21 protein-coding genes and 3 tRNA genes are annotated in these 21876 nt (G+C 69.8%); 18 read left to right on the top strand and 6 right to left on the bottom strand.

The genetic code is table 11. The annotated features are described in order from the left end of the window. Positions 1-61 precede the first annotated feature (61 nt). Entirely contained in the window at positions 62-1240 is a 1179-nt protein-coding gene (locus TNCT6_RS12300; RefSeq protein ID WP_141359407.1) for a PP2C family protein-serine/threonine phosphatase, read from the bottom strand. A 193-nt stretch (positions 1241-1433) separates the two neighbouring features. Then, positions 1434-2642: a PP2C family protein-serine/threonine phosphatase gene (locus TNCT6_RS12295; RefSeq protein WP_141359406.1), complete on the bottom strand. Its 1209-nt coding sequence runs from the start codon at positions 2640-2642 to the stop codon at positions 1434-1436. Between the two features lie 292 nt (positions 2643-2934). On the opposite strand from TNCT6_RS12295, the gene TNCT6_RS12290 reads away from it, so the two are divergent. Further along, positions 2935-3693, top strand: coding sequence for a hypothetical protein (locus tag TNCT6_RS12290; RefSeq protein ID WP_141359405.1), 759 nt, complete (start codon positions 2935-2937; stop codon positions 3691-3693). A 179-nt stretch (positions 3694-3872) separates the two neighbouring features. Beyond that, entirely contained in the window at positions 3873-4085 is a 213-nt protein-coding gene (locus TNCT6_RS40810) for a hypothetical protein (protein WP_141359404.1), read from the top strand. A gap of 33 nt (positions 4086-4118) precedes the next feature. Here the strand turns inward: TNCT6_RS40810 and TNCT6_RS12280 are convergent, their stop codons facing one another. Both TNCT6_RS12280 and TNCT6_RS12275 read right to left on the bottom strand, forming a co-directional pair. Further along, positions 4119-4775: an SDR family oxidoreductase gene (locus tag TNCT6_RS12280; RefSeq protein WP_141359403.1), complete on the bottom strand. Its 657-nt coding sequence runs from the start codon at positions 4773-4775 to the stop codon at positions 4119-4121. A gap of 121 nt (positions 4776-4896) precedes the next feature. Beyond that, the gene (locus TNCT6_RS12275) at positions 4897-6159 is read right to left on the bottom strand and encodes an amidohydrolase family protein (protein WP_141359402.1); all 1263 of its coding nucleotides are present in this window, start codon (positions 6157-6159) and stop codon (positions 4897-4899) included. Between the two features lie 230 nt (positions 6160-6389). Between TNCT6_RS12275 and TNCT6_RS12270 the strand changes: the two genes are divergently transcribed. The 7 genes from TNCT6_RS12270 (at position 6390) to TNCT6_RS12240 (ending at position 9808) form a co-directional block, all read left to right on the top strand. After that, positions 6390-6462: transfer RNA gene (locus TNCT6_RS12270), tRNA-Thr, on the top strand. Positions 6463-6508: 46 nt separating this feature from the next. Continuing rightward, a tRNA-Met gene (locus TNCT6_RS12265) sits at positions 6509-6581 on the top strand. A gap of 89 nt (positions 6582-6670) precedes the next feature. Then, entirely contained in the window at positions 6671-6835 is a 165-nt protein-coding gene (gene rpmG / locus TNCT6_RS12260) for a 50S ribosomal protein L33 (RefSeq protein WP_003948671.1), read from the top strand. A 152-nt stretch (positions 6836-6987) separates the two neighbouring features. Continuing rightward, positions 6988-7440 (top strand): MaoC family dehydratase N-terminal domain-containing protein, encoded by a 453-nt coding sequence (locus TNCT6_RS12255; RefSeq protein ID WP_141359401.1) that lies wholly within the window; start codon positions 6988-6990, stop codon positions 7438-7440. 8 nt (positions 7441-7448) lie between these two features. Continuing rightward, positions 7449-7877, top strand: coding sequence for a MaoC family dehydratase (locus TNCT6_RS12250; protein WP_141359400.1), 429 nt, complete (start codon positions 7449-7451; stop codon positions 7875-7877). A 66-nt stretch (positions 7878-7943) separates the two neighbouring features. After that, positions 7944-8999, top strand: coding sequence for a UDP-N-acetylmuramate dehydrogenase (locus tag TNCT6_RS12245; RefSeq protein WP_141359399.1), 1056 nt, complete (start codon positions 7944-7946; stop codon positions 8997-8999). 86 nt (positions 9000-9085) lie between these two features. Continuing rightward, a complete protein-coding gene (locus TNCT6_RS12240; RefSeq protein ID WP_141359398.1) occupies positions 9086-9808 on the top strand; it encodes a thioredoxin domain-containing protein in 723 nt (240 codons plus the stop codon). 25 nt (positions 9809-9833) lie between these two features. Here TNCT6_RS12240 and TNCT6_RS12235 read toward each other — a convergent pair whose 3' ends face one another. Continuing rightward, on the bottom strand, positions 9834-10865 hold the full coding sequence (locus TNCT6_RS12235) for an adenosine deaminase (protein WP_141359397.1): 1032 nt from the start codon (positions 10863-10865) through the stop codon (positions 9834-9836). A 134-nt stretch (positions 10866-10999) separates the two neighbouring features. After that, a complete protein-coding gene (locus tag TNCT6_RS12230; RefSeq protein WP_172632884.1) occupies positions 11000-12226 on the bottom strand; it encodes a pyridoxal phosphate-dependent aminotransferase in 1227 nt (408 codons plus the stop codon). Positions 12227-12487: 261 nt separating this feature from the next. Between TNCT6_RS12230 and TNCT6_RS12225 the strand changes: the two genes are divergently transcribed. The 9 genes from TNCT6_RS12225 (at position 12488) to rpoB (ending at position 21864) form a co-directional block, all read left to right on the top strand. Further along, positions 12488-12560 (top strand) — tRNA-Trp (locus TNCT6_RS12225). 107 nt (positions 12561-12667) lie between these two features. Beyond that, positions 12668-12952: a preprotein translocase subunit SecE gene (secE, locus tag TNCT6_RS12220; protein ID WP_141359395.1), complete on the top strand. Its 285-nt coding sequence runs from the start codon at positions 12668-12670 to the stop codon at positions 12950-12952. 81 nt (positions 12953-13033) lie between these two features. Continuing rightward, positions 13034-13852 (top strand): transcription termination/antitermination protein NusG, encoded by an 819-nt coding sequence (gene nusG / locus TNCT6_RS12215; RefSeq protein ID WP_141359394.1) that lies wholly within the window; start codon positions 13034-13036, stop codon positions 13850-13852. Between the two features lie 179 nt (positions 13853-14031). Further along, complete coding sequence (rplK, locus tag TNCT6_RS12210) at positions 14032-14466, top strand: 50S ribosomal protein L11 (protein WP_043442978.1); 435 nt, start codon at positions 14032-14034, stop codon at positions 14464-14466. A gap of 95 nt (positions 14467-14561) precedes the next feature. After that, complete coding sequence (gene rplA / locus TNCT6_RS12205; RefSeq protein ID WP_141359393.1) at positions 14562-15287, top strand: 50S ribosomal protein L1; 726 nt, start codon at positions 14562-14564, stop codon at positions 15285-15287. A 219-nt stretch (positions 15288-15506) separates the two neighbouring features. After that, the gene (locus TNCT6_RS12200) at positions 15507-16442 is read left to right on the top strand and encodes a hypothetical protein (protein ID WP_141359392.1); all 936 of its coding nucleotides are present in this window, start codon (positions 15507-15509) and stop codon (positions 16440-16442) included. A gap of 294 nt (positions 16443-16736) precedes the next feature. Continuing rightward, positions 16737-17267 carry a 50S ribosomal protein L10 gene (rplJ, locus tag TNCT6_RS12195; protein ID WP_100569727.1) on the top strand — a complete coding sequence of 177 codons (531 nt, stop codon included), beginning with the start codon at positions 16737-16739 and terminating at the stop codon, positions 17265-17267. Between the two features lie 117 nt (positions 17268-17384). Beyond that, on the top strand, positions 17385-17768 hold the full coding sequence (gene rplL, locus TNCT6_RS12190) for a 50S ribosomal protein L7/L12 (RefSeq protein ID WP_141359391.1): 384 nt from the start codon (positions 17385-17387) through the stop codon (positions 17766-17768). A gap of 610 nt (positions 17769-18378) precedes the next feature. Continuing rightward, positions 18379-21864 (top strand): DNA-directed RNA polymerase subunit beta, encoded by a 3486-nt coding sequence (rpoB, locus tag TNCT6_RS12180; RefSeq protein WP_141359390.1) that lies wholly within the window; start codon positions 18379-18381, stop codon positions 21862-21864. Positions 21865-21876 lie beyond the last annotated feature (12 nt).

Below are 21876 nucleotides of genomic sequence, written 5' to 3'. Positions count from 1 at the left end.
CGAGCCTGCTCCGGCGGCCTTCCCACCCGGGACCAGGAGACCTCGCCCAGGCCCTCGGCGGCTATGTCCCGCAGCTGCCGGCCGCCGGCGCCGGGGTGTAGCGCTGGACGCGCTGGAGCTGGTGGTCCGGGTGCGGGATGTGGGCCCGGCGGATGGCGAGGAGGGCGACGTCGTCGCCGAGGCGTCCGCCGGTGTGGGCGAGCAGGTCGCGTTCGATCTGGTGGAGCAGCGCCTCGGGAGGATGATCGGTCCACTGGGCCGCGCGTTCCGCGAACGGGTAGAAGACGCCGTTGTGGTCACGGGCTTCGATGACACCGTCGGTGTACAGGACCAGCGTGTCCTCGGGGCCGAAGGGCAGGACATCGACGACGTGGTTGTCGGGATCCGTGACGCCGACGCCAAGTGGGGGCCCGGGGTGGAGGCGGGGCACGTGGACGGTGTTGTCCGGGCCGAGCAGCAGGGGGGCCGGGTGACCGCAGCTGGTCATGCGGACCAGAGGCTCGCCGTCGGTGATTTCGACCAGAAGAGCGGTCACGAAGCGTTCTCCCGCCTCGCCCTCCGGTTCGAAGTCGGCGAGGTAGCGGGTCATGCTCCGCTCCAGGGAAGCGGCCAGGTCGGGCAGGGAGGCCTGCTGGTGGGCGGCCTCGCGGAAGGCGCCGAGCAGGAGGGCGGCCTCGCCCAGGGCGGGCAGGCCCTTGCCCCGCACGTCGCCGATCATCACGCGGGCCGCGCTGCCGGTGCGGGCGGCGGCATAGAGGTCGCCGCCGATCTCGGCCTCCTCCTCGGAAGCCAGATAGACACAGGCGAGCCGCAGCGGGCCGAGCCGGCTCGGCAGCGGCCACATCAGCACCTGCTGGGCCGCCTCGGCGACCGACCGGACCCGGGCCATCTGGCGTGCGTGCCGGTCGCGCACCGCACACAGGAACACGATCAACGAGGTGATCACCGCGATGGCGATCACCTCCACTATCGCGTTCCGTGAGGACTGCATTCCGGTGCGCCAGCTGCTGACCGCCTCGCCCGCCATGGCCAGGGCCCCGATGCCGGCCGTCGTCCAGGGGCCCGCGAACCACGCGGTGAGCGTGGGCGCGACCACCAGCAGCGGGCTGAGAATGATGTTCGGCCCAGTCGCGATGTCCGCGGCGGTGATCACGACGATGAGCGCAACAGGGATCAGCAGCAGCAGGTGGCTAGGCTGCCACGGCTGCCCGAGACCCACATGTCCCTGCCTGGAGCCCATGCCTTCCAGACTGCTCCGCTACGGATCGCCCCGCGACCGCAGGAGACGGCGAAAGCAGCGAGCACGCAGGCGCGGCCTCAGAGGTGGACCGTCGGAGTGGCTGGCCTTCCGTGGACCGGCGTCGCAAGGGGGAGGAACAGTCGGCCAAGGTCGAGCGCTCGGCCAAGTTCGGGACGAAGATCCGTTACCGGTGCTACGGGCGCCATTCGAACAGCAGGATGGTCGCGTCGTCCCGCAGCTGGTTGCGCTGGTGGTCGAGGATGGCGTGGATGAGCAGCCGTAGTACCTCGGCCGGGCGCTGGCCGGCGGCGGAGGAGCGGATGATGAAGTCGGTGAACCGGTCGAGGCCGAATTCCACTCCATCCGTTTCGCGTGCCTCCACAACGCCGTCGGTGTAGAGCAGGACGTGGTCGCCCGGTTCCAGTGTCGTCTGGTGGACCTGCCGGGCTGTCGGGGCGAGTTCGCCGACCAGGCCGAGCGGGGGCTGTGGGGGGCTGTCCAGTGCCCCGTCGACCACCCGCTCGGCACGGATCAGCAGCGGCGGCGGGTGACCGCAATTGACCCAGCGCAGCACCCCGGTCTGCGCGTCGAGCCGGCACAGCACGCCGGTGCAGAACTGGTCGGGCAGCCACTGGGCGAGCGCCTGGTCGACGGAGCCGACGATGTCGGCCAGGTCGCCACCGCCGCGGCGGGCGTTCCGCGCCGCGGCCATGGCGACCGACGCAGTCAGGCCGGAGGTCAGATCGTGCCCCATGGAGTCGAGGATCAGCGTGTGCAGTACGTCCTTGACCACCGAGTGGTCGAAGGCGTCGCCGGCGACGTCGTACGCCGGTTCCAGGACCGCGGTGGAGACGCACCTGTTGCTGCCGATGGTGCGGGGTGGCAGGAAGGCCCGCAGCATCTCGGTGGGCAACCGCATGGTCGCGGTGCGGGTGCGGGCGACGAGCCAGTCGCTGTAGGCGCGCTTGGAGGTGATCAGCATGGCGAACAGATGGGCCAGCATCCGGCTGCGGCGCATACGCACCCCGTCGAGCGCGGCGGTCCGCATCGCCAGCACGCCCAACCGCTCCGCACCGTCGACCAGGGGCATCCATATGATCACGCCGTCGTCGGCGTCGGCCACCTGTGGGGAGACGGTGCGGTACGCCCCGCCGGCCAACGAGTCGGCCACCGGCAGCGGCTCCAAGGTCTCGTCGAGTGGGATGAGCAGCCGTTGCTGGAGGTCGACGAGGTAGATCAGCGCGGTGTCCAGGCCGAGGGCCGAGGCGCACCGGTTCGCCAGGGCGGACAGCTCGAACGGCAGGGCCGTCTGCGCCTCGATGATCAGCTCTTCCAGCCGGCTCTCGTCGACGGCGGCGTCGGGACCGGCGGACGCGTGTGGTGGGTCCGACACGGGGATCACTACCTTCCGCGCTCAGTTTCACACCAATCCCGACCTCTCTCGCGTCAGGCACGATCGGTCCCAGGGGGGCGGGTACGGCGACGCAGGGACGGGTGTGGCTCAATTGCCGTCGATGTGAGGTCGCCGGCACGACGGCGCGGACGGGGGAGGGCGGGGAAGGCGGAAGGCGACGTGGTGGGCGGGGACCGGCCGGTGATGTGGGCTGAGGCGGCCAGGATGGCGACCGCGGTGGGGCCGGTGGTCGCGATGGCCGTGTTCGCGGTCTGCTCCCGCGTGCGGCGGAGGGCCTGACATGCCGCGACTGCGTACCGTCTGGCACCGCTGCTGGGGAGCCGTCGCCCTACTGCTCGGCGCCGCGCTGATCTTCTTCGCCGGCCTCGGACTGACCCGCGTGCCCGACGACATGGCCGAGGAGCGCGCGTATCGAGCCGCTCGCCTCTGTGACACGGCAGTCACCGAGGACTGCCTGCGCCCCGTCCAGGCCACCGTGCGCGGCACGGAGATCAGGGAACAGCCCAAGAACCAGCGGTACGACCTCCGGCTCACCGGACCCGGCCCCGTGCCCCGGGAAGTGGCCATGGGAGGAGCCGAGCCGCTGCTCAGGCACCTGCGTGCCGGAGACGTGGTCACCGTCATCATGTGGCGGGAGTACGCGACCGCCGTACACAAGGACGGCGTGACGCAGTACTCCGACGACAACCCCGAGGGACTGCCTCTGTGGTCCACGGCCATCGCCCTGGCCCTGCTTGCCACCGGCCTCTTCGCCGCCTGTGCGGGGGGACACGCGGTCGCGCGCGCACCTCACTACGCCGCGACGGGGCTCCCGACACGCCTCGGAAAGCACGGGGTGCAGACAATCGGTGCCGTGTTCTGCGCTGTTCCTGCCGGGCTGTTCGGTCTATGGACCGGCCCTGTCGGAGTGATCGTCCTGTGGTCGGTCCTTGTCGGAGTGCTGCTCGTGGCGACCCGGCGCCTCGACACGCCGAACGGGGGCCGGGGCCGGCACGCGAGCGCGCGGGCACACACGCGGAGTGACACCACAGGGCGATGACGACGTCTTGAATCCGGGCGGCGCGGCCGGTAAATCCGCCGGCTCAGCCTTCCCGGGTTCGCATCCTGGCGCCGCCACTTGGGGAAAGACCCCCCTCTGATCGGCCTATACGGCAGGCCGGAGCGGGTTTTGTGGGTGGGCGCGGGGTCGGTGTCGGTGGTGCCGTGCACACTGGGGCCATGTCCTCGCGTCGCAGACTCTGCCCCGTGTGCCGTCGGGAGATCGCCGTGGTCGCCGGGCGGTTCGCGCGGCACGACCCGCCCGGGACGCGGGCGAGCGGCGGGCTGACCTCCTGTGCCGGATCGCGCCGGATGGCGCAACTCGGCGCCGCGCAGCCGTCGTTGGACGGCTATGCCGTTCCGGAGTGTCCTGGGCAGATGCCCTTGTTCTGAGCGGTTGTCGGTGCCGGAGGCGCCCGGACGTACTCAGTTGCCCGCCACCGACTTCACCGCCACCGACACCGGTGCCGAGCCGCTGACGAGTTCCAGGGTCAGGCCGGCCGTGGCCGGGGTCTCCACCAGTTCGGCCAGTACGGCGGCCACGTCGTCGCGCGGGATCATGCCGCGGCCGGTGTGGGCCTCCAGACGCACCTGGCCGGTGCCGGCGTCGTTGGTCAGCGAGCCGGGGCGCAGGATCGTCCAGTCCAGGGCCTCCTGACGGCGGACGTGGTCGTCCGCCTCGCCCTTGGCGCGCAGATAGACGTCGAAGACCTCGTCGCCCTTGTGCGCCGCGTCCGCGCCCATCGACGACACGACCAGATGGCGGCGCACGCCCGCGCGTACCGCCGCGTCCGCGAACAGCACCGCCGCACCCTTGTCCACCGTGTCCTTGCGCGCCGCGCCGCTGCCCGGGCCCGCGCCCGCCGCGAACACCGCCGCGTCGGCGCCCCGCAGCAGCTGCGCGACCTCCTCGACCGACGCCGACTCCAGGTCGAGCACGACCGGTTCGGCGCCGGCCTCCCGCAGGTCCTCGCTCTGCTCGGCACGGCGGACGATGCCCGCCACCTCGTCCCCGCGCGCGGCGAGCAACCGCTCCAGCCGCAGCGCGATCTGACCATGACCACCAGCGATGACAATGCGCATGCTTCCGACCGTACGCCCGGACGGCCGTATCCGCCGCACGACTTCGGCCAGGCCCCGGGGCGCGCTCCACCGTGTCCCGCACGCCCCTGGCGGCACTGCCGCAGCCCTGCGGCACGGACCGTCAGGACAACTCCCCCCGCCCCTGCCGCGGCAGCCCCAGCTCCACCGTGGCGGCGGAGTCGCAGAACTCCCGTACCGCGCTGGTGCGTGCCACCACGCGCCCCCGGTGCACCACGATCCGGCTGTACGCGAGCGACAGCGCCCCCGCGAGCCGGTCGCCGCGCACCGCGAGCAGCTCGGCGGGGAAACCCGCCTCCACCCGCACCTCGGGCAGACCGAGCACCGCGCGGGCGGACGCGCTCACCGCGTCGTAGGCCTCCTCGGGGCGCAGTCCGTGCCGTGAGGCCAGCAGGAAGGCGGCCTCCAGCGGGTCGCCGCGCCCCACCGGGTTCGACACGTCCCGCAGGGCGCCACTGCCCGCGGCCACCCGGACCCCGGCCGCCCGCAGCAGCCGCACCGGCGCCGTCCCGTGTCCCTCGGCGCCGCCGCAGCAGCCCTGAGGCAGGCACACCACCCTCACCCCGGCCGCGGCCAGCTGGTCCGCAGCCCGCCCGGCCGCCCCGGAGGGCAGCCGGGCCAGGCCGCCGCACGGGCCCAGCGTCACTCCCGGGCGCAGCCCGCCCGCCATCGCCGCGATGCGCGCCAGGCGGGCCGGGTCGGCGCCGTCGGTGTGCAGGTCGACGGGGCAGCCGTGCTCGGAGGCGACTTCGAGGACCGCCTCGACGTAGCCCGTCGGGTCGGGGTCCACGTCCGGGCAGCCGCCCACGACGCAGGCGCCCATCTTGAGCGAGTCCCGCAGTATCGCCAGGCCGTCCGCGCCGGCCGCCCCGGTCAGCACGCGCGGCACCGCCACCGTCGTCAGTTCGGTGAGCCCGCGCAGCGACCGCCGGGCCCGCAGGACCGCCGTCAGGCCGCCGAGCCCCTGGACGTCGCCCACGCGTACGTGTGCGCGTACGGTCGTCGCGCCGTGCCCCAGTTGCAGCAGCGCGGCCTCGGTGGTGCGGCGCTGGACGTCCTCCGGTTCGTACGACACCGGTCCGCCGCTGTCGGCGGTCAGGGCCGTGTCGGCGTGGGCGTGGGGCTCGGCCGGGGCCGGCAGGAGCAGGTAGCCGCTGAGGTCGACGCGCGGCGTGCCGCCCCGCGGGCCGCCCGCGCCGAGGCTGCCGGCGGTGCCGACCGCCTCGATGCGCTCACCGGACAGCCGTACGTCCACGGTCCGCCCGTCGGTCAGCCGGGCTCCGCACAGCAGCAGCCCGTCCGGGTCCGTCCGTCCGGACGGGCCCGGCGAGGAGGACGAGGGGGGTGGCGGCTGTCCGGGGGGCATCGCACTCCAGGTACGCAGGGCGACAGGGGGTTCGGGACACGTTCGGGGCGCGGACCGCGAGGCCGCGCGGGCCACGCAAGATCACGCAGAGTGAGTCGAGCCTAGGGCGGCCGCCGGGCCTGGCGAGGGAGGAGCGCAATAGTCGTACCGGTGTGGCCGCGGGACCTGGGGCGGTGCCGGGAAACGGATTTGGGTGAACGGCCGCAGAGCGTGTAATGTCTTCCTCGCTCGCCCCAATAGCTCAGTCGGCAGAGCGTCTCCATGGTAAGGAGAAGGTCAACGGTTCGATTCCGTTTTGGGGCTCTGGTGTGAGAGGTTCCCGTCGCAAGGCGGGGCCCGATCGCATCGCAGCGGTGTAGCTCAGTCGGTAGAGCAAGCGGCTCATAATCGCTGTGTCACCGGTTCAAGTCCGGTCACCGCTACTCACAGTAGCCGATTGCGGGGTCGGTCCTTCGATCGGCTACTCTTTCTTGCGTTGAACTAGCCTACCCGTTCGTCAAGGAGCACTCACGTGGCTGCCACCGACGTCCGCCCGAAGATCACGCTGGCCTGCGTGGAGTGCAAGGAGCGGAACTACATCACCAAGAAGAACCGGCGGAACAACCCCGACCGGCTCGAGATGAAGAAGCACTGCCCGCGTTGCAACGCGCACACCGCGCACCGCGAGACGCGCTGATCAGATTCAGACATGAGGCCGCCCCCGCACCACGGGGGCGGCCTCATGTTGTTTCATGTGCGAAAGCCCAGCGAAAGTCCAGCGGGAGCCGGTGAAAGCCGGACCGCCCGCCGGGCTGCGTAAACCCCAGCGACACCAGGAGGTGCCGAGCCATGGCGCTCGACCAGTCCTTCGTGGGGCGGTCCTACCCGCCCACCGACCCCTACGAGGTGGGCCGGGAGAAGATCCGTGAGTTCGCGGAGGCGGTGGGCGACGCCAACCCGGCGTACACGGACCCGGAAGCCGCCAAGGAGCTCGGCCACCCCGATGTGATCGCCCCGCCGACCTTCGTCTTCGCGATCACCTTCAAGGCCGCAGGACAGGTCGTCCAGGACCCGCAGCTCGGCCTGGACTACAGCCGCGTGGTGCACGGCGACCAGAAGTTCGCCTACACCCGGCCCGTGCGCGCCGGCGACCGGCTCACCGTCACCTCCACCATCGAGTCGATCAAGTCCCTGGCCGGCAACGACGTCCTGGACATCCGCGGCGAGGTGCACGACGAGACGGGCGAGCACGTCGTGACCGCCTGGACCAAGCTCGTGGCCCGCGCGGCCGAGGAGGCGTGAGGAAACCGATGACGGCGAAGATCGCCTACGACGACGTCGAGGTCGGCACCGAGCTGACGGCGCAGACCTTTTCCGTGACCCGGGCCACCCTCGTCCAGTACGCGGGCGCCTCCGGGGACTTCAACCCCATCCACTGGAACGAGAAGTTCGCCAAGGAGGTCGGGCTCCCGGACGTGATCGCGCACGGCATGTTCACCATGGCCGAGGCGATCCGCGTGGTCACCGACTGGACGGGCGACCCCGGCGCCGTCGTCGAGTACGGCGTCCGCTTCACCAAGCCCGTCGTCGTCCCGAACGACGACGAGGGGGCCGTGATCGAGGTCTCCGGCAAGGTCGCGGCCAAGCTCGACGACAACACCGTGCGGGTCGACCTGACCGCCATGAGCAACGGGCAGAAGGTCCTCGGGATGTCCCGGGCCGTCGTGCGCCTGGCCTGACGGCCACCGCGGTCCCGCACTCGCCGAGGTGCGGGACCGTCAGCGGGGTCTCGTAGTCTTGGGCGCGTGCAGGAACTCCACGACGCGCCCCTCGCCCCGCTGACCACCTTCCGGCTGGGCGGCCCCGCGACCCGGCTGATCACCGCGACCACCGACGCCGAGGTGATCGAGGCCGTCCGCGACGCCGATGCCCACGGCACACCGCTGCTGGTCATCGGCGGCGGCTCCAACCTGGTCATCGGCGACAAGGGCTTCGACGGCACCGCGTTGCGCATCGCCACCCGCGGCTTCGAACTCGGCGGTACGACGCTGGAGCTGGCCGCCGGAGAGGTGTGGACGGACGCGGTCGCGCGCACCGTCGAGGCGGGGCTCGCCGGCATCGAGTGCCTGTCCGGCATCCCCGGCTCCGCGGGCGCCACCCCGATCCAGAACGTCGGGGCGTACGGCCAGGAGGTGTCCTCGACGATCACCGAGGTCGTCGCCTACGACCGCCGGGCGGGCCGCACGGTGACCCTGGCCAACGAGGAGTGCGCGTTCTCCTACCGGCACAGCCGCTTCAAGGCCGACCCCGAGCGGTACGTCGTCCTGCGCGTCCGCTTCGGCCTGGAGGACGCGGACGGGCTGTCGGCGCCGGTCAAGTACGCCGAGACCGCCCGCGTCCTCGGCGTGGAGGCGGGCGACCGGGTACCGCTCGCCACCGCCCGTGAGACCGTGCTGAAGCTGCGGGCCGGGAAGGGCATGGTGCTGGACCCCGAGGACCACGACACCTGGTCCGCCGGCTCCTTCTTCACCAACCCGATCCTCACGGACGCCGACTTCGCCGTGTTCCGTACGCGCGCGCGGAAGCGGCTCGGCGACGGCGCCGAGCCCCCCGCCTATCCGGCGGGGCAGGGGCACACCAAGACCTCCGCGGCCTGGCTGATCGACAAGGCGGGCTTCACCAAGGGCTACGGCACCGGACCGGCCCGCATCTCCACCAAGCACACCCTCGCCCTCACCAACCGCGGCGCCGCGACCACGGAGGACCTGCTCGCACTGGCCCGCGAGGTGGTGGCCGGGGTCCGCGAGGCCTTCGGCATCACCCTGGTCAACGAGCCGGTGACGGTCGGCGTGAGCCTGTAGCCACCCGGAAACCGGCTGGGGCGCCGTACGAAGATCACATAGGGTCGGTCCTCGTCCTTCACAGGGCACAAGGGGAGGGGAAGACCATGTGGGAACGACGCGGCCGACGTGCCGTGACGGCCGTCGCCGCCGCCGTCCTTGCGGCCGTGCTCGCCACGGGATGCGGCAGGGGCGCCGCGCCGACCGGAGGCGGGGAGCCGGACGCGGCGGCGTCGTACACGAGCGTGGGGGAGATCGACGAGACGCTCGCACCGGACGGCACCACCGTCCGCGTGGGATCCCCCCGCGCACAGACCGTCGTCCACCTGTACGAGGACCTGCGCTGCCCGGTCTGCGCGGAGTTCGAGACCCGGGGCGGCGGCGAGGGCCTGCGCGAGCTGATCCTGTCCGGCGAGGTCCGGGCCGAGTACACGCTGGCCTCGTTCCTCGACGACGGGCTCGGCGGCGAGGGCTCGAAGAAGGCCGCCAACGCCCTGCGGGCCGCCCTGGACGCGGGCAGGTTCGCCGAGTACCACGAGGTGCTCTTCGCGCACCAGCCCGAGGAGGAGGTCGACGGCTACACCGACGCCTTCCTGCTGGACATGGCCTCCGAGGTCCCGGGCCTGCGCGGCGCGGAGTTCGACGCGGCGGTGAAGGGCATGAAGCACCGCGACTTCGTGACCGCCTCCGAGAAGGCCTTCGACGCGTCGGGCGTGACCGGCACGCCCACCATGAAGGTGGACGGCAGGACCGTCGGCGGGTCACTGGCCGACGGCATCTTCCACAAGGAGACGCTGCCCATGGTGATTGGCGCCATGGCCCGGTCCTGACCGGCACACCCTCCGCGGCCGTCCGTCAGTTCGCCAGCCAGTCGTCGACCCCGGACAGCAGCTTGGCGCGCACGTCCTCGGGGGCCGCCGACGCGCGGATCGACTGGCGGGCCAGTTCCGCCAGTTCGACGTCCGTGAAGGAGTGGTGGCGGCGGGCGATCTCGTACTGCGCCGCCAGCCGGGAGCCGAAGAGCAGCGGGTCGTCGGCGCCCAGGGCCATCGGGACACCCGCCTCGTACAGCCGGCGCAGGGGGACGTCCTCGGGCTTGTCGTACACGCCGAGGGCCACGTTCGAGGCCGGGCACACCTCGCAGGTCACGCCCCGGTCGGCCAGGCGGCTCAGCAGCCGCGGGTCCTCGGCCGCGCGCACCCCGTGGCCCACCCGGTGGGCCCGGAGGTCGTCCAGGCAGTCGCGGACCGAGGCGGGGCCGGTCAGCTCGCCGCCGTGCGGGGCCGCGAACAGGCCGCCGTCCCGGGCGATCGCGAAGGCCCGGTCGAAGTCCCGTGCCATGCCCCGGCGTTCGTCGTTCGACAGGCCGAAGCCGACCACGCCGCGGTCCCGGTAGCGCACCGCGAGGCGGGCCAGGGTACGGGCGTCCAGGGGGTGCTTCATACGGTTCGCGGCGACCAGGACCCGCATCCCGAGGCCCGTCTCGCGCGACGCCGTCTCCACCGCGTCCAGGATGATCTCCAGCGCCGGAATCAGCCCGCCCAGGCGCGGTGCGTACGAGGTCGGGTCGACCTGGATCTCCAGCCACCCCGAGCCGTCCCGGACATCCTCCTCGGCGGCCTCCAGCACGAGCCGCCGGATGTCCTCCGGTTCCCGCAGACAGGAGCGTGCCGCGTCGTACAGCCGCTGGAAGCGGAACCAGCCCCGCTCGTCCGTCGCCCGCAGCCGCGGCGGCTCCCCGCTGACCAGGGCCGCCGTCAGCGCGTCGGGCAGCCGTACGCCGTGCTTGTCGGCCAGTTCCAGCAGGGTGGTGGGCCGCATCGACCCGGTGAAGTGCAGGTGCAGATGGGCTTTCGGCAGCTCAGAGAGATCACGTACACGCTCCATTCCTGGATGGTGCCGCACGTTCCCCGTGCCCCGGTAGTCGTTTCCCCATTCGTGGTCTTGCTCGCACAAACGAAGGGGCGCTCGCAGGCCACTCACGTGAGTGGCCTGCGAGCGCCCGCAAGCGGAAGCGGACCTCAGTCCCGCGCCTCCGCCAGCAGCTTCTGGATCCGGCTCACGCCCTCCACCAGGTCCTCGTCACCGAGGGCGTAGGACAGGCGCAGGTAGCCCGGCGTGCCGAAGGCCTCGCCCGGGACGACCGCGACCTCGGCCTCCTCCAGGATCAGCGCGGCGAGCTCCACCGAGGTCTGCGGGCGCCTGCCGCGGATCTCCTTGCCGATCAGCGCCTTCACCGACGGATAGGCGTAGAACGCGCCCTCCGGCTCCGGGCAGAGCACACCGTCGATCTCGTTGAGCATCCGCACGATGGTCTTCCGCCGCCGGTCGAAGGCCTCGCGCATCTTCGCGACCGCCTCCAGGTCGCCGGAGACGGCGGCGAGGGCCGCGGCCTGGGAGACGTTCGACACGTTCGACGTGGCGTGCGACTGGAGGTTGGTCGCGGCCTTGACCACGTCCTTCGGGCCGATGACCCAGCCCACGCGCCAGCCGGTCATGGCATACGTCTTCGCCACGCCGTTGACGACGACGCACTTGTCGCGCAGCTCGGGCAGGAGCGCCGGCAGGGACACCGAGACGGCGTCGCCGTAGACCAGGTGCTCGTAGATCTCGTCGGTCAGCACCCACAGGCCGTGTTCGAGGGCCCAGCGGCCGATCGCCTCGGTCTCGGCCTCGGAGTAGACCGCGCCGGTCGGGTTGGACGGGGAGACGAAGAGGACGACCTTGGTCTTCTCCGTGCGGGCGGCCTCCAGCTGCTCGACCGACACGCGGTAGCCGGTGGTCTCGTCCGCGACGACCTCGACCGGGACACCGCCGGCCAGACGGATCGACTCCGGGTACGTCGTCCAGTACGGCGCCGGCACGATGACCTCGTCGCCCGGGTCGAGGATCGCGGCGAACGCCTCGTAGATGGCCTGCTTGCCGCCGTTGGTGACCAGGATCTGCGAGACGTCCGGCTCCCAGCCGGAGTCGCGCAGCGTCTTCGCGGCGATCGCGGCCTTCAGCTCGGGCAGGCCGCCGGCCGGCGTGTAGCGGTGGTACTTGGGGTTCCGGCAGGCCTCGACGGCGGCCTCGACGATGTAGTCGGGGGTCGGGAAGTCCGGCTCGCCGGCGCCGAAGCCGATCACGGGACGCCCGGCGGCCTTGAGGGCCTTGGCCTTGGCGTCCACGGCGAGGGTGGCGGACTCGGAGATCGCGCCGATGCGGGCGGAGACCCGGCGCTCGGTGGGAGGGGTTGCAGCGCTCATGCCGTCCATCGTTTCAGACCGGAAACGCCCGGGGCACGCGGGTTTCACAGGGTGAACAAGGCCGGTGGAACCTCTGGACATCCGTCCGGATCCCGTCTCCTGCCAGGCGATCTTCCATCGACCGGAGCCGGTTGGGCACTTTCTGTTCGACGACCGGCTCCGGAACACGTACACTCTCACCTCGTTGGCCTTCAGCAGCCGCTGTCGCACCTGGTGCACACCGAGCATCCGGTCGTATGCGGTACGTTGGGGGACACACAAAGGGTCGTAGCTCAATTGGTAGAGCACTGGTCTCCAAAACCAGCGGTTGGGGGTTCGAGTCCCTCCGGCCCTGCTACACACACCTTCGCCAGGATGTGTGCGCATGTACGTACAGCAATGCACCGCCGTGCGGCTCGACCGGGCGCGGCACGGCCACGACCCGGAATCAGGTGAGGATGAATGACGGACGCCGTGGGCTCCCTCGACACGCCTGATGCCCAGGACGAGGTGACGGAATCCAAGAAGGCCCGCAAGGGTGGCAAGCGTGGCAAGAAGGGCCCGCTCAAGCGCCTTGCTCTCTTCTACCGTCAGATCATCGCGGAACTCCGCAAGGTCGTCTGGCCGACCCGCAATCAGCTGACGACGTACACGACCGTGGTGATTGTCTTCGTCGTCATCATGATCGGCCTGGTGACCGTGATTGACTATGGGCTCAACCACGCGGCCAAGTACGTCTTCGGCTGAGCCACGAGCGAAGGGCGCCGCGGTTACCGGCGCCCCTTTTCGCATGTTCCACCCCTATGTATCCAGGAAGAAGCAGCCACCGTGTCTGACCCGAACCTGAACGACGCCATCGAGCCGACCGAGTCCGTGGATGACGAGCTCGACATCGTCGAAGGTGCGGACGAGGTCGACGAGGCCGAGGCTGCCGAGGCCGCCGCGGGCGAGCCGGCCGAGGAGGCCGCCGTCCACGTCGTGGACGAGGCGCCCGGGGGTGAGGCCGAGGAGCAGGAGCCGGAGGCCGAGGTCGACCCGGTCACCAAGCTCCGTGAGGAACTGCGCACGCTGCCCGGCGAGTGGTATGTCATCCACACCTACGCCGGCTACGAGAAGCGTGTGAAGGCGAACCTGGAGCAGCGTGCCGTCTCGCTGAACGTCGAGGACTTCATCTACCAGGCCGAGGTGCCCGAGGAAGAGATCGTCCAGATCAAGAACGGCGAGCGCAAGACCGTCCGGCAGAACAAGCTGCCCGGCTACGTCCTCGTCCGCATGGACCTGACGAACGAGTCCTGGGGCGTCGTCCGCAACACCCCGGGCGTCACCGGGTTCGTGGGCAACGCCTACGACCCGTACCCGCTGTCCCTGGACGAGATCGTGAAGATGCTCGCCCCCGAGGCGGAGGAGAAGGCCGCCCGCGAGGCCGCCGAGGCCGAGGGCAAGCCGGCTCCGCAGCGCAAGGTCGAGGTCCAGGTGCTGGACTTCGAGGTCGGCGACTCCGTCACCGTCACCGACGGCCCGTTCGCCACGCTCCAGGCCACGATCAACGAGATCAACCCGGACTCCAAGAAGGTCAAGGGCCTCGTCGAGATCTTCGGCCGCGAGACCCCGGTCGAGCTGAGCTTCGACCAGATCCAGAAGAACTAGCTCACCGCGGTTCTTTCTGGACGTACCGCTTCCGCGCAGGTCAGGCCATCGCTCGAGCGATCGCCTGACCTGCCCGGTTTTCAGCCGCGCAGCTATACCCGTTATCGTTGTGCGGTATGCCTGCGTCCGGGTGGTACCCGAGCGCCGGCAGGACCCGAATCGAAAGGACCCGGAGAGCAATGCCTCCCAAGAAGAAGAAGGTCACGGGGCTCATCAAGCTCCAGATCCAGGCCGGCGCCGCCAACCCGGCTCCGCCGGTCGGCCCGGCGCTGGGTCAGCACGGCGTCAACATCATGGAGTTCTGCAAGGCCTACAACGCCGCGACCGAGTCGCAGCGCGGTTGGGTCATCCCGGTGGAGATCACGGTCTACGAGGACCGTTCCTTCACCTTCATCACCAAGACCCCGCCGGCCGCGAAGATGATCCTCAAGGCCGCGGGCGTGGAGAAGGGCTCCGGCGAGCCGCACAAGACCAAGGTCGCCAAGATCACCCAGGCGCAGGTCCGCGAGATCGCCCAGACCAAGCTGCCCGACCTCAACGCCAACGACCTGGACGCCGCCGCGAAGATCATCGCCGGCACCGCGCGTTCCATGGGCGTCACGGTCGAGGGCTGAACCCCACCTTCGTAGCACCATGCGGCCGATGGCCGCACGTGGCAGGGCCCGCTCGGCCCGTACCACGACTCCTTTCAGAACACACAGGAGCAGTTGTGAGCAAGCGCAGCAAGGCTCTCCGCGCTGCGGACGCCAAGATCGACCGGGAGAAGCAGTACGCCCCGCTCGAGGCCGTCCGTCTCGCCAAGGAGACCTCCACGACCAAGTTCGACGGCACCGTCGAGGTCGCCTTCCGCCTGGGTGTCGACCCGCGCAAGGCCGACCAGATGGTCCGTGGCACCGTGAACCTTCCGCACGGCACCGGTAAGACCGCCCGGGTCCTGGTCTTCGCGACCGGTGACCGTGCCGAGGCCGCACGTGCCGCCGGCGCCGACATCGTCGGCGCGGACGAGCTGATCGACGAGGTGTCGAAGGGCCGTCTGGACTTCGACGCCGTCGTCGCCACCCCGGACCTCATGGGTAAGGTTGGCCGCCTCGGCCGCGTCCTCGGCCCGCGTGGTCTGATGCCGAACCCGAAGACCGGCACCGTCACCCCCGACGTGACCAAGGCCGTCACCGACATCAAGGGCGGCAAGATCGAGTTCCGCGTCGACAAGCACTCGAACCTGCACTTCATCATCGGCAAGACGTCGTTCGACGACAGCAAGCTGGTGGAGAACTACGCCGCGGCGCTGGACGAGATCCTTCGTCTGAAGCCGTCCGCCGCCAAGGGTCGCTACATCAAGAAGGCCGCCATCACCACCACGATGGGCCCCGGCATCCCGGTCGACCCGAACCGCACCCGCAACCTCCTCGTCGAGGAGGACCCGGCCGCGGTCTGAGCCGGTCCGCACCGGTCTGGGCCGGTCTGAGCCTCACGGCTCGCACAGCTGAGGGACGAGTCCCGCAACCTTTTCCGGGTGCGGGGCTCGTCCCTTTTCTGTGGGACTCCTGTACGACGTCTTCCGTACGTCCGTGCGCGACGTCTGCGCGACTCCCGTACGCCTGTCACAGGCCTGCGTTAGCGTGAAGATCACAGCAACCGCATAGGGGTGGGACGAATGAAGAGCACGACCGCGCGCCGTATCACGCTCTCCGTCGTGGCGCTGACCTCACTGACGGCGGTGGCCGCCTGCGGCTCCTCCGGCGGCTCCTCCGGTTCCTCCGGCGGCTCGGGCAAGGGTGACGGCGCGGCCGGCCGGGGGCTCGCGCACGTGAGCCCCGTCGCGGCCCTGCGCTCCGCCGACACCTCCACCGCCGGGGCCGACTCCGCCAGGGTGTCGATGACGACCAGCATCGGCACGTTGATGTCGATGAAGGGCGACGGCACCCTCGACTGGGGTGACGGCCTGACCGGCACGCTCAAGCTCACCTACACCGGCGGCACGGTCGCCGAGACGATGCGCCGGATCGGGGCCACGACGATGGAGGCGCGGTACCTGCCCGACGCCTACTACGCCCACATGAGCGACGCCTACGCGCGGCAGACGGGCGGCAAGCACTGGATCGCGTACCGCTACGAGGACCTCGGGGACCTCGTCGGCGGCTCCGGCGAGTACATGCGGGAGCAGCTGAAGAACGCCACGCCGAACCAGTCGGTGAAGCTGCTGCTGGCCTCCGGCGACGTCCGCAAGGTCGGCGAGGCGACGGTGCGCGGCGAGCACACCACGCACTACGCGGGCACGGTGAACCTCGCCGACGTCGCCGACAGGAGCTCGAACCTGCCCAAGCGCCAGATGGACGAGCTGAAGAAGCAGCTCAGCGAGGCGGGCGTCACCACGGAGTCGATCGACATCTGGGTCAACGACCGGGACCTGCTGGTCAAGAAGGTCGAGAAGGCGGACATGGCGACCGGCACCATGACCAACACCGCCTACTACAGCGACTACGGCGTGAAGACCTCCGTCCAGGCGCCCCCGGCCGGCGACACCATGGACTTCAAGGACCTGATGAAGTCCCAGGGCGCCACCGCGGGCGGCACCGGCATCGGCTCCTGAGCCGCGCTCCTGAGGCGATTTGCTTTGCGGTGACCCCTTCCCGTACGCTCCCACAGAAGCCAAAGACCGCTGGTCGTTGCCGTGCACTCGTACGAGGGTGCGGTGGCCGAAGGATCCGCTGAACTGCGGACGACCCGCGCAGGTGACTGTGGAAGAACTCCCGGAGCACACGTCGATCCCCGTGTGTGCACCCGGTCGAGTCCGCCCCGTGCGCCTGCGCCGGGGCGTTTCGTTTTCCCCAGTCCTCCTTCGGGTCCGCGCGGTCCGAATCACCCGGAAGGAGGCCGAGGCTCTATGGCGAGGCCCGACAAGGCTGCCGCGGTTGCGGAGCTGACGGACAAGTTCCGCAGCTCCAACGCCGCCGTGCTGACCGAGTACCGCGGTCTCACCGTGGCGCAGCTCAAGACGCTGCGCCGGTCGCTCGGTGAGAACGCCCAGTACGCCGTGGTGAAGAACACGCTGACCAAGATTGCGGCCAACGAGGCCGGGATCACGCTGGACGACCAGCTCTTCGCTGGTCCGACGGCCGTCGCCTTCGTCACCGGTGACCCGGTGGAGTCGGCGAAGGGTCTCCGTGACTTCGCCAAGGACAACCCGAATCTCGTCATCAAGGGCGGTGTCCTTGACGGCAAGGCGCTGTCCGCCGACGAGATCAAGAAGCTTGCGGACCTCGAGTCCCGCGAGGTTCTGCTCTCCAAGCTGGCCGGTGCCTTCAAGGGGAAGCAGTCCCAGGCTGCCTCCGTCTTCCAGGCGCTGCCGTCGAAGCTCGTCCGCACCGTGGACGCGCTGCGCGCCAAGCAGGACGAGCAGGGCGGTGCCGAGTAACTCGGCTCGCTTTCTGATCCGAGCCGTTTGACGCGGCGAGGGTCGCAGCGGGCCGACGTACGCCCGCCTTACCCAGTACATCCGGCACCTGCCGATTTGAGTGGAAGGACCGCCACCATGGCGAAGCTCAGCCAGGAAGACCTGCTCGCGCAGTTCGAGGAGATGACCCTCATCGAGCTCTCCGAGTTCGTGAAGGCGTTCGAGGAGAAGTTCGACGTCACCGCCGCCGCGGCCGCCCCGGTCATGATGGCCGGCCCGGGCGCCCCGGTTGCCGAGGCCGCTGAGGAGAAGGACGAGTTCGACGTCATCCTCGCCGGCGCCGGCGACAAGAAGATCCAGGTCATCAAGGTCGTGCGCGAGCTGACCTCCCTGGGCCTGAAGGAGGCCAAGGACCTGGTCGACGGTGCCCCGAAGCCCGTCCTCGAGAAGGTCAACAAGGAGGCCGCGGACAAGGCCGCCGAGGCCCTCAAGGGCGCCGGTGCCTCCGTCGAGGTCAAGTAAGACCTTCACGGGTCCGCCAAGGACTCCCGCGCGCTGAACACGGCCCCCCTGGGGCTGTAACGCGAACGCACCGAGGAGCGATCATCCATCCGGGTGGTCGCTCTTCGGCGTTCGAGGGGGCCGGTGTCGGCTGCCTTGCGCCCGCGGCAGGGAGGGGTATGGTGATCTTCGTCGTGCCTCCAGAGCTCCGGCGGCGGGCTGCAAGTGACGATGGCAGCATCCGGTTTGGCCATGGGAGGCCTTGACGAACCGCACGCAGCGCGCAATTCTCAGGACGCGTCGCCAACAAGGATCCGAATCCGAGGCATGGATCGGCGACGAAGAGGGCAGTATCAGGGTGCGTTGAGGGCAGGTAGGCCGCAGACGTTGACAACTACGAGGGTCTCAAAAAACCCGCACTGGACATCAGTGTGCCATGTGGCTACACTGACCCTTTGCGCTGCCTGTTAGCTGTCCCCTGCCCGTCACCAGGGGCATGCCCTCGCCTCAGCAACGACGACCAGATCATCCTTGACCTGGCCTTTCGGCCCGATCAGGACGACCTGTCCTCAAGTAGCGGCGGGGGGCCGGTACGCGCGTAGTGAGTCCGAGCCCTCGGAAGGACCCCCTCTTGGCCGCCTCGCGCAACGCCTCGACCGCGAATACGAACAACGGCGCCAGCACCGCCCCGCTGCGCATCTCCTTTGCAAAGATCAAGGAGCCCCTCGAGGTTCCGAACCTTCTCGCGCTGCAAACCGAGAGCTTCGACTGGCTGCTCGGCAACGACGCCTGGAAGGCTCGCGTCGAGGACGCTCTGGAGTCCGGTCAGGACGTCCCCACCAAGTCCGGCCTCGAGGAGATCTTCGAGGAGATCTCCCCGATCGAGGACTTCTCCGGGTCGATGTCGCTGACGTTCCGCGACCACCGCTTCGAGCCGCCCAAGAACTCGATCGACGAGTGCAAGGAGCGCGACTTCACGTACGCGGCCCCGCTCTTCGTCACGGCCGAGTTCACCAACAACGAGACCGGCGAGATCAAGTCCCAGACCGTCTTCATGGGCGACTTCCCGCTCATGACGAACAAGGGCACTTTCGTCATCAACGGCACCGAGCGTGTCGTGGTGTCCCAGCTGGTCCGTTCCCCCGGCGTCTACTTCGACTCCTCCATCGACAAGACGTCCGACAAGGACATCTTCTCCGCCAAGATCATCCCCTCCCGGGGTGCCTGGCTGGAGATGGAGATCGACAAGCGCGACATGGTCGGTGTCCGTATCGACCGCAAGCGCAAGCAGTCGGTCACCGTCCTGCTGAAGGCGCTCGGCTGGACCAACGAGCAGATCCTCGAGGAGTTCGGCGACTACGAGTCGATGCGCGCCACCCTGGAGAAGGACCACACCCAGGGCCAGGACGACGCGCTGCTGGACATCTACCGCAAGCTGCGCCCGGGCGAGCCCCCCACGCGTGAGGCCGCGCAGACGCTGCTCGAGAACCTGTACTTCAACCCCAAGCGCTACGACCTCGCCAAGGTCGGCCGCTACAAGGTCAACAAGAAGCTGGGTGCGGACGCTCCGCTGGACGCCGGCGTCCTGACCGTCGAGGACGTCATCTCGACGATCAAGTACCTGGTGAAGCTGCACGCGGGCGAGATCGAGACGGTCGGCGACAGCGGTCAGACGATCGTCGTCGAGACCGACGACATCGACCACTTCGGCAACCGCCGTCTGCGCAGCGTGGGCGAGCTCATCCAGAACCAGGTCCGCACCGGTCTGGCCCGTATGGAGCGCGTCGTCCGCGAGCGCATGACCACGCAGGACGTCGAGGCGATCACGCCGCAGACCCTGATCAACATCCGGCCGGTCGTCGCCTCCATCAAGGAGTTCTTCGGCACCAGCCAGTTGTCGCAGTTCATGGACCAGAACAACCCGCTGTCGGGTCTCACCCACAAGCGCCGCCTGTCGGCCCTTGGCCCGGGTGGTCTCTCCCGTGAGCGGGCCGGCTTCGAGGTCCGTGACGTGCACCCCTCGCACTACGGCCGCATGTGCCCGATCGAGACGCCGGAAGGCCCGAACATCGGCCTGATCGGCTCGCTCGCCTCCTACGGCCGGGTCAACGCGTTCGGGTTCGTCGAGACCCCGTACCGCAAGGTCAACGACGGCCAGGTCACCGACGAGGTCGACTACCTGACCGCCGACGAGGAGGACCGCTTCGTCATCGCTCAGGCCAACGCCACCCTGGCGGACGACCTGCGCTTCGCCGAGGCCCGCGTGCTGGTCCGCCGCCGTGGCGGCGAGGTCGACTACGTCAGCCCCGAGGACGTCGACTACATGGACGTCTCGCCGCGCCAGATGGTGTCGGTCGCGACCGCCATGATCCCGTTCCTCGAGCACGACGACGCCAACCGTGCCCTCATGGGCGCGAACATGATGCGCCAGGCCGTTCCGCTCATCAAGTCGGAGTCCCCGCTCGTCGGCACCGGCATGGAGTACCGCTCCGCCGTCGACGCCGGCGACGTCGTCAAGGCCGAGAAGGCCGGTGTGGTCCAGGAGATCTCCGCCGACTACATCACCACGACCAACGACGACGGCACGTACATCACGTACCGCCTGGCCAAGTTCGCCCGATCCAACCAGGGCACCTCGGTCAACCAGAAGGTCATCGTCAACGAGGGCGACCGCGTCGTCGAGGGCCAGGTCCTCGCCGACGGCCCGGCCACCCAGAACGGCGAGATGGCGCTCGGCAAGAACCTGCTGGTTGCGTTCATGCCGTGGGAGGGTCACAACTACGAGGACGCGATCATCCTGTCGCAGCGCCTCGTCCAGGACGACGTCCTCTCCTCGATCCACATCGAGGAGCACGAGGTCGACGCCCGTGACACCAAGCTCGGCCCCGAGGAGATCACCCGGGACATTCCGAACGTCTCCGAGGAGGTCCTCGCCGACCTCGACGAGCGCGGCATCATCCGCATCGGCGCCGAGGTCATCGCCGGCGACATCCTCGTCGGCAAGGTGACCCCGAAGGGCGAGACCGAGCTGACCCCCGAGGAGCGCCTGCTGCGCGCGATCTTCGGTGAGAAGGCCCGTGAGGTCCGTGACACCTCGCTGAAGGTGCCGCACGGCGAGACCGGCAAGGTCATCGGCGTGCGCGTCTTCGACCGCGAGGAGGGCGACGAGCTGCCGCCGGGCGTGAACCAGCTGGTCCGCGTCTACGTCGCGCAGAAGCGCAAGATCACCGACGGTGACAAGCTCGCCGGCCGTCACGGCAACAAGGGCGTCATCTCGAAGATCCTGCCGATCGAGGACATGCCGTTCCTGGAGGACGGCACCCCGGTCGACATCATCCTCAACCCGCTGGGTGTGCCGTCCCGAATGAACCCGGGACAGGTCCTGGAGATCCACCTCGGCTGGCTCGCCAGCCGCGGCTGGGACGTCTCCGGCCTCGCGGACGAGTGGGCGGAGCGGCTCCAGGCCATCGGCGCCGACCAGGTCGCCCCCGGCACCAACGTGGCCACCCCGGTCTTCGACGGTGCCCGTGAGGACGAGCTGGCGGGTCTGCTCCAGCACACCATCCCGAACCGCGACGGCGACCGCATGGTCCTCCCGTCCGGCAAGGCGCAGCTGTTCGACGGCCGTAGCGGTGAGCCGTTCCCGGACCCGATCTCGGTCGGCTACATGTACATCCTGAAGCTGCACCACCTGGTCGACGACAAGCTGCACGCCCGTTCGACCGGTCCGTACTCGATGATCACCCAGCAGCCGCTGGGTGGTAAGGCCCAGTTCGGTGGCCAGCGCTTCGGCGAGATGGAGGTGTGGGCCCTCGAGGCCTACGGCGCCGCCTACGCCCTCCAGGAGCTGCTGACCATCAAGTCCGACGACGTCACCGGCCGCGTGAAGGTCTACGAGGCCATCGTCAAGGGCGAGAACATCCCCGAGCCCGGCATCCCCGAGTCCTTCAAGGTGCTCATCAAGGAGATGCAGTCCCTGTGCCTGAACGTGGAGGTGCTGTCCAGCGACGGTATGTCCATCGAGATGCGCGACACCGACGAGGATGTCTTCCGCGCTGCGGAGGAGCTCGGCATCGACCTGTCCCGGCGCGAGCCGAGCAGCGTCGAAGAGGTCTGACGGGAGTCCGGC

The organism is Streptomyces sp. 6-11-2 (assembly GCF_006540305.1).
In the GTDB taxonomy this organism is placed as follows: domain Bacteria; phylum Actinomycetota; class Actinomycetes; order Streptomycetales; family Streptomycetaceae; genus Streptomyces.
This window is presented reverse-complemented; position numbering and strand designations above follow the sequence as displayed.

Coding starts and splice junctions, on each gene's coding strand:
- TNCT6_RS12230 (WP_172632884.1), bottom strand. CDS start 12,226: ATGAGCGCTGCAACCCCTCCCACCGAGCGCCGGGTCTCCGCCCGCATC.
- rplK (WP_043442978.1), top strand. CDS start 14,032: ATGCCTCCCAAGAAGAAGAAGGTCACGGGGCTCATCAAGCTCCAGATC.
- secE (WP_141359395.1), top strand. CDS start 12,668: ATGACGGACGCCGTGGGCTCCCTCGACACGCCTGATGCCCAGGACGAG.
- TNCT6_RS12280 (WP_141359403.1), bottom strand. CDS start 4,775: ATGCGCATTGTCATCGCTGGTGGTCATGGTCAGATCGCGCTGCGGCTG.
- TNCT6_RS12275 (WP_141359402.1), bottom strand. CDS start 6,159: ATGCCCCCCGGACAGCCGCCACCCCCCTCGTCCTCCTCGCCGGGCCCG.
- TNCT6_RS12300 (WP_141359407.1), bottom strand. CDS start 1,240: ATGGGCTCCAGGCAGGGACATGTGGGTCTCGGGCAGCCGTGGCAGCCT.
- TNCT6_RS12235 (WP_141359397.1), bottom strand. CDS start 10,865: ATGGAGCGTGTACGTGATCTCTCTGAGCTGCCGAAAGCCCATCTGCAC.
- rplJ (WP_100569727.1), top strand. CDS start 16,737: ATGGCGAGGCCCGACAAGGCTGCCGCGGTTGCGGAGCTGACGGACAAG.
- rplL (WP_141359391.1), top strand. CDS start 17,385: ATGGCGAAGCTCAGCCAGGAAGACCTGCTCGCGCAGTTCGAGGAGATG.
- TNCT6_RS12200 (WP_141359392.1), top strand. CDS start 15,507: ATGAAGAGCACGACCGCGCGCCGTATCACGCTCTCCGTCGTGGCGCTG.
- TNCT6_RS12290 (WP_141359405.1), top strand. CDS start 2,935: ATGCCGCGACTGCGTACCGTCTGGCACCGCTGCTGGGGAGCCGTCGCC.
- TNCT6_RS12255 (WP_141359401.1), top strand. CDS start 6,988: ATGGCGCTCGACCAGTCCTTCGTGGGGCGGTCCTACCCGCCCACCGAC.
- TNCT6_RS40810 (WP_141359404.1), top strand. CDS start 3,873: ATGTCCTCGCGTCGCAGACTCTGCCCCGTGTGCCGTCGGGAGATCGCC.
- TNCT6_RS12250 (WP_141359400.1), top strand. CDS start 7,449: ATGACGGCGAAGATCGCCTACGACGACGTCGAGGTCGGCACCGAGCTG.
- TNCT6_RS12240 (WP_141359398.1), top strand. CDS start 9,086: ATGTGGGAACGACGCGGCCGACGTGCCGTGACGGCCGTCGCCGCCGCC.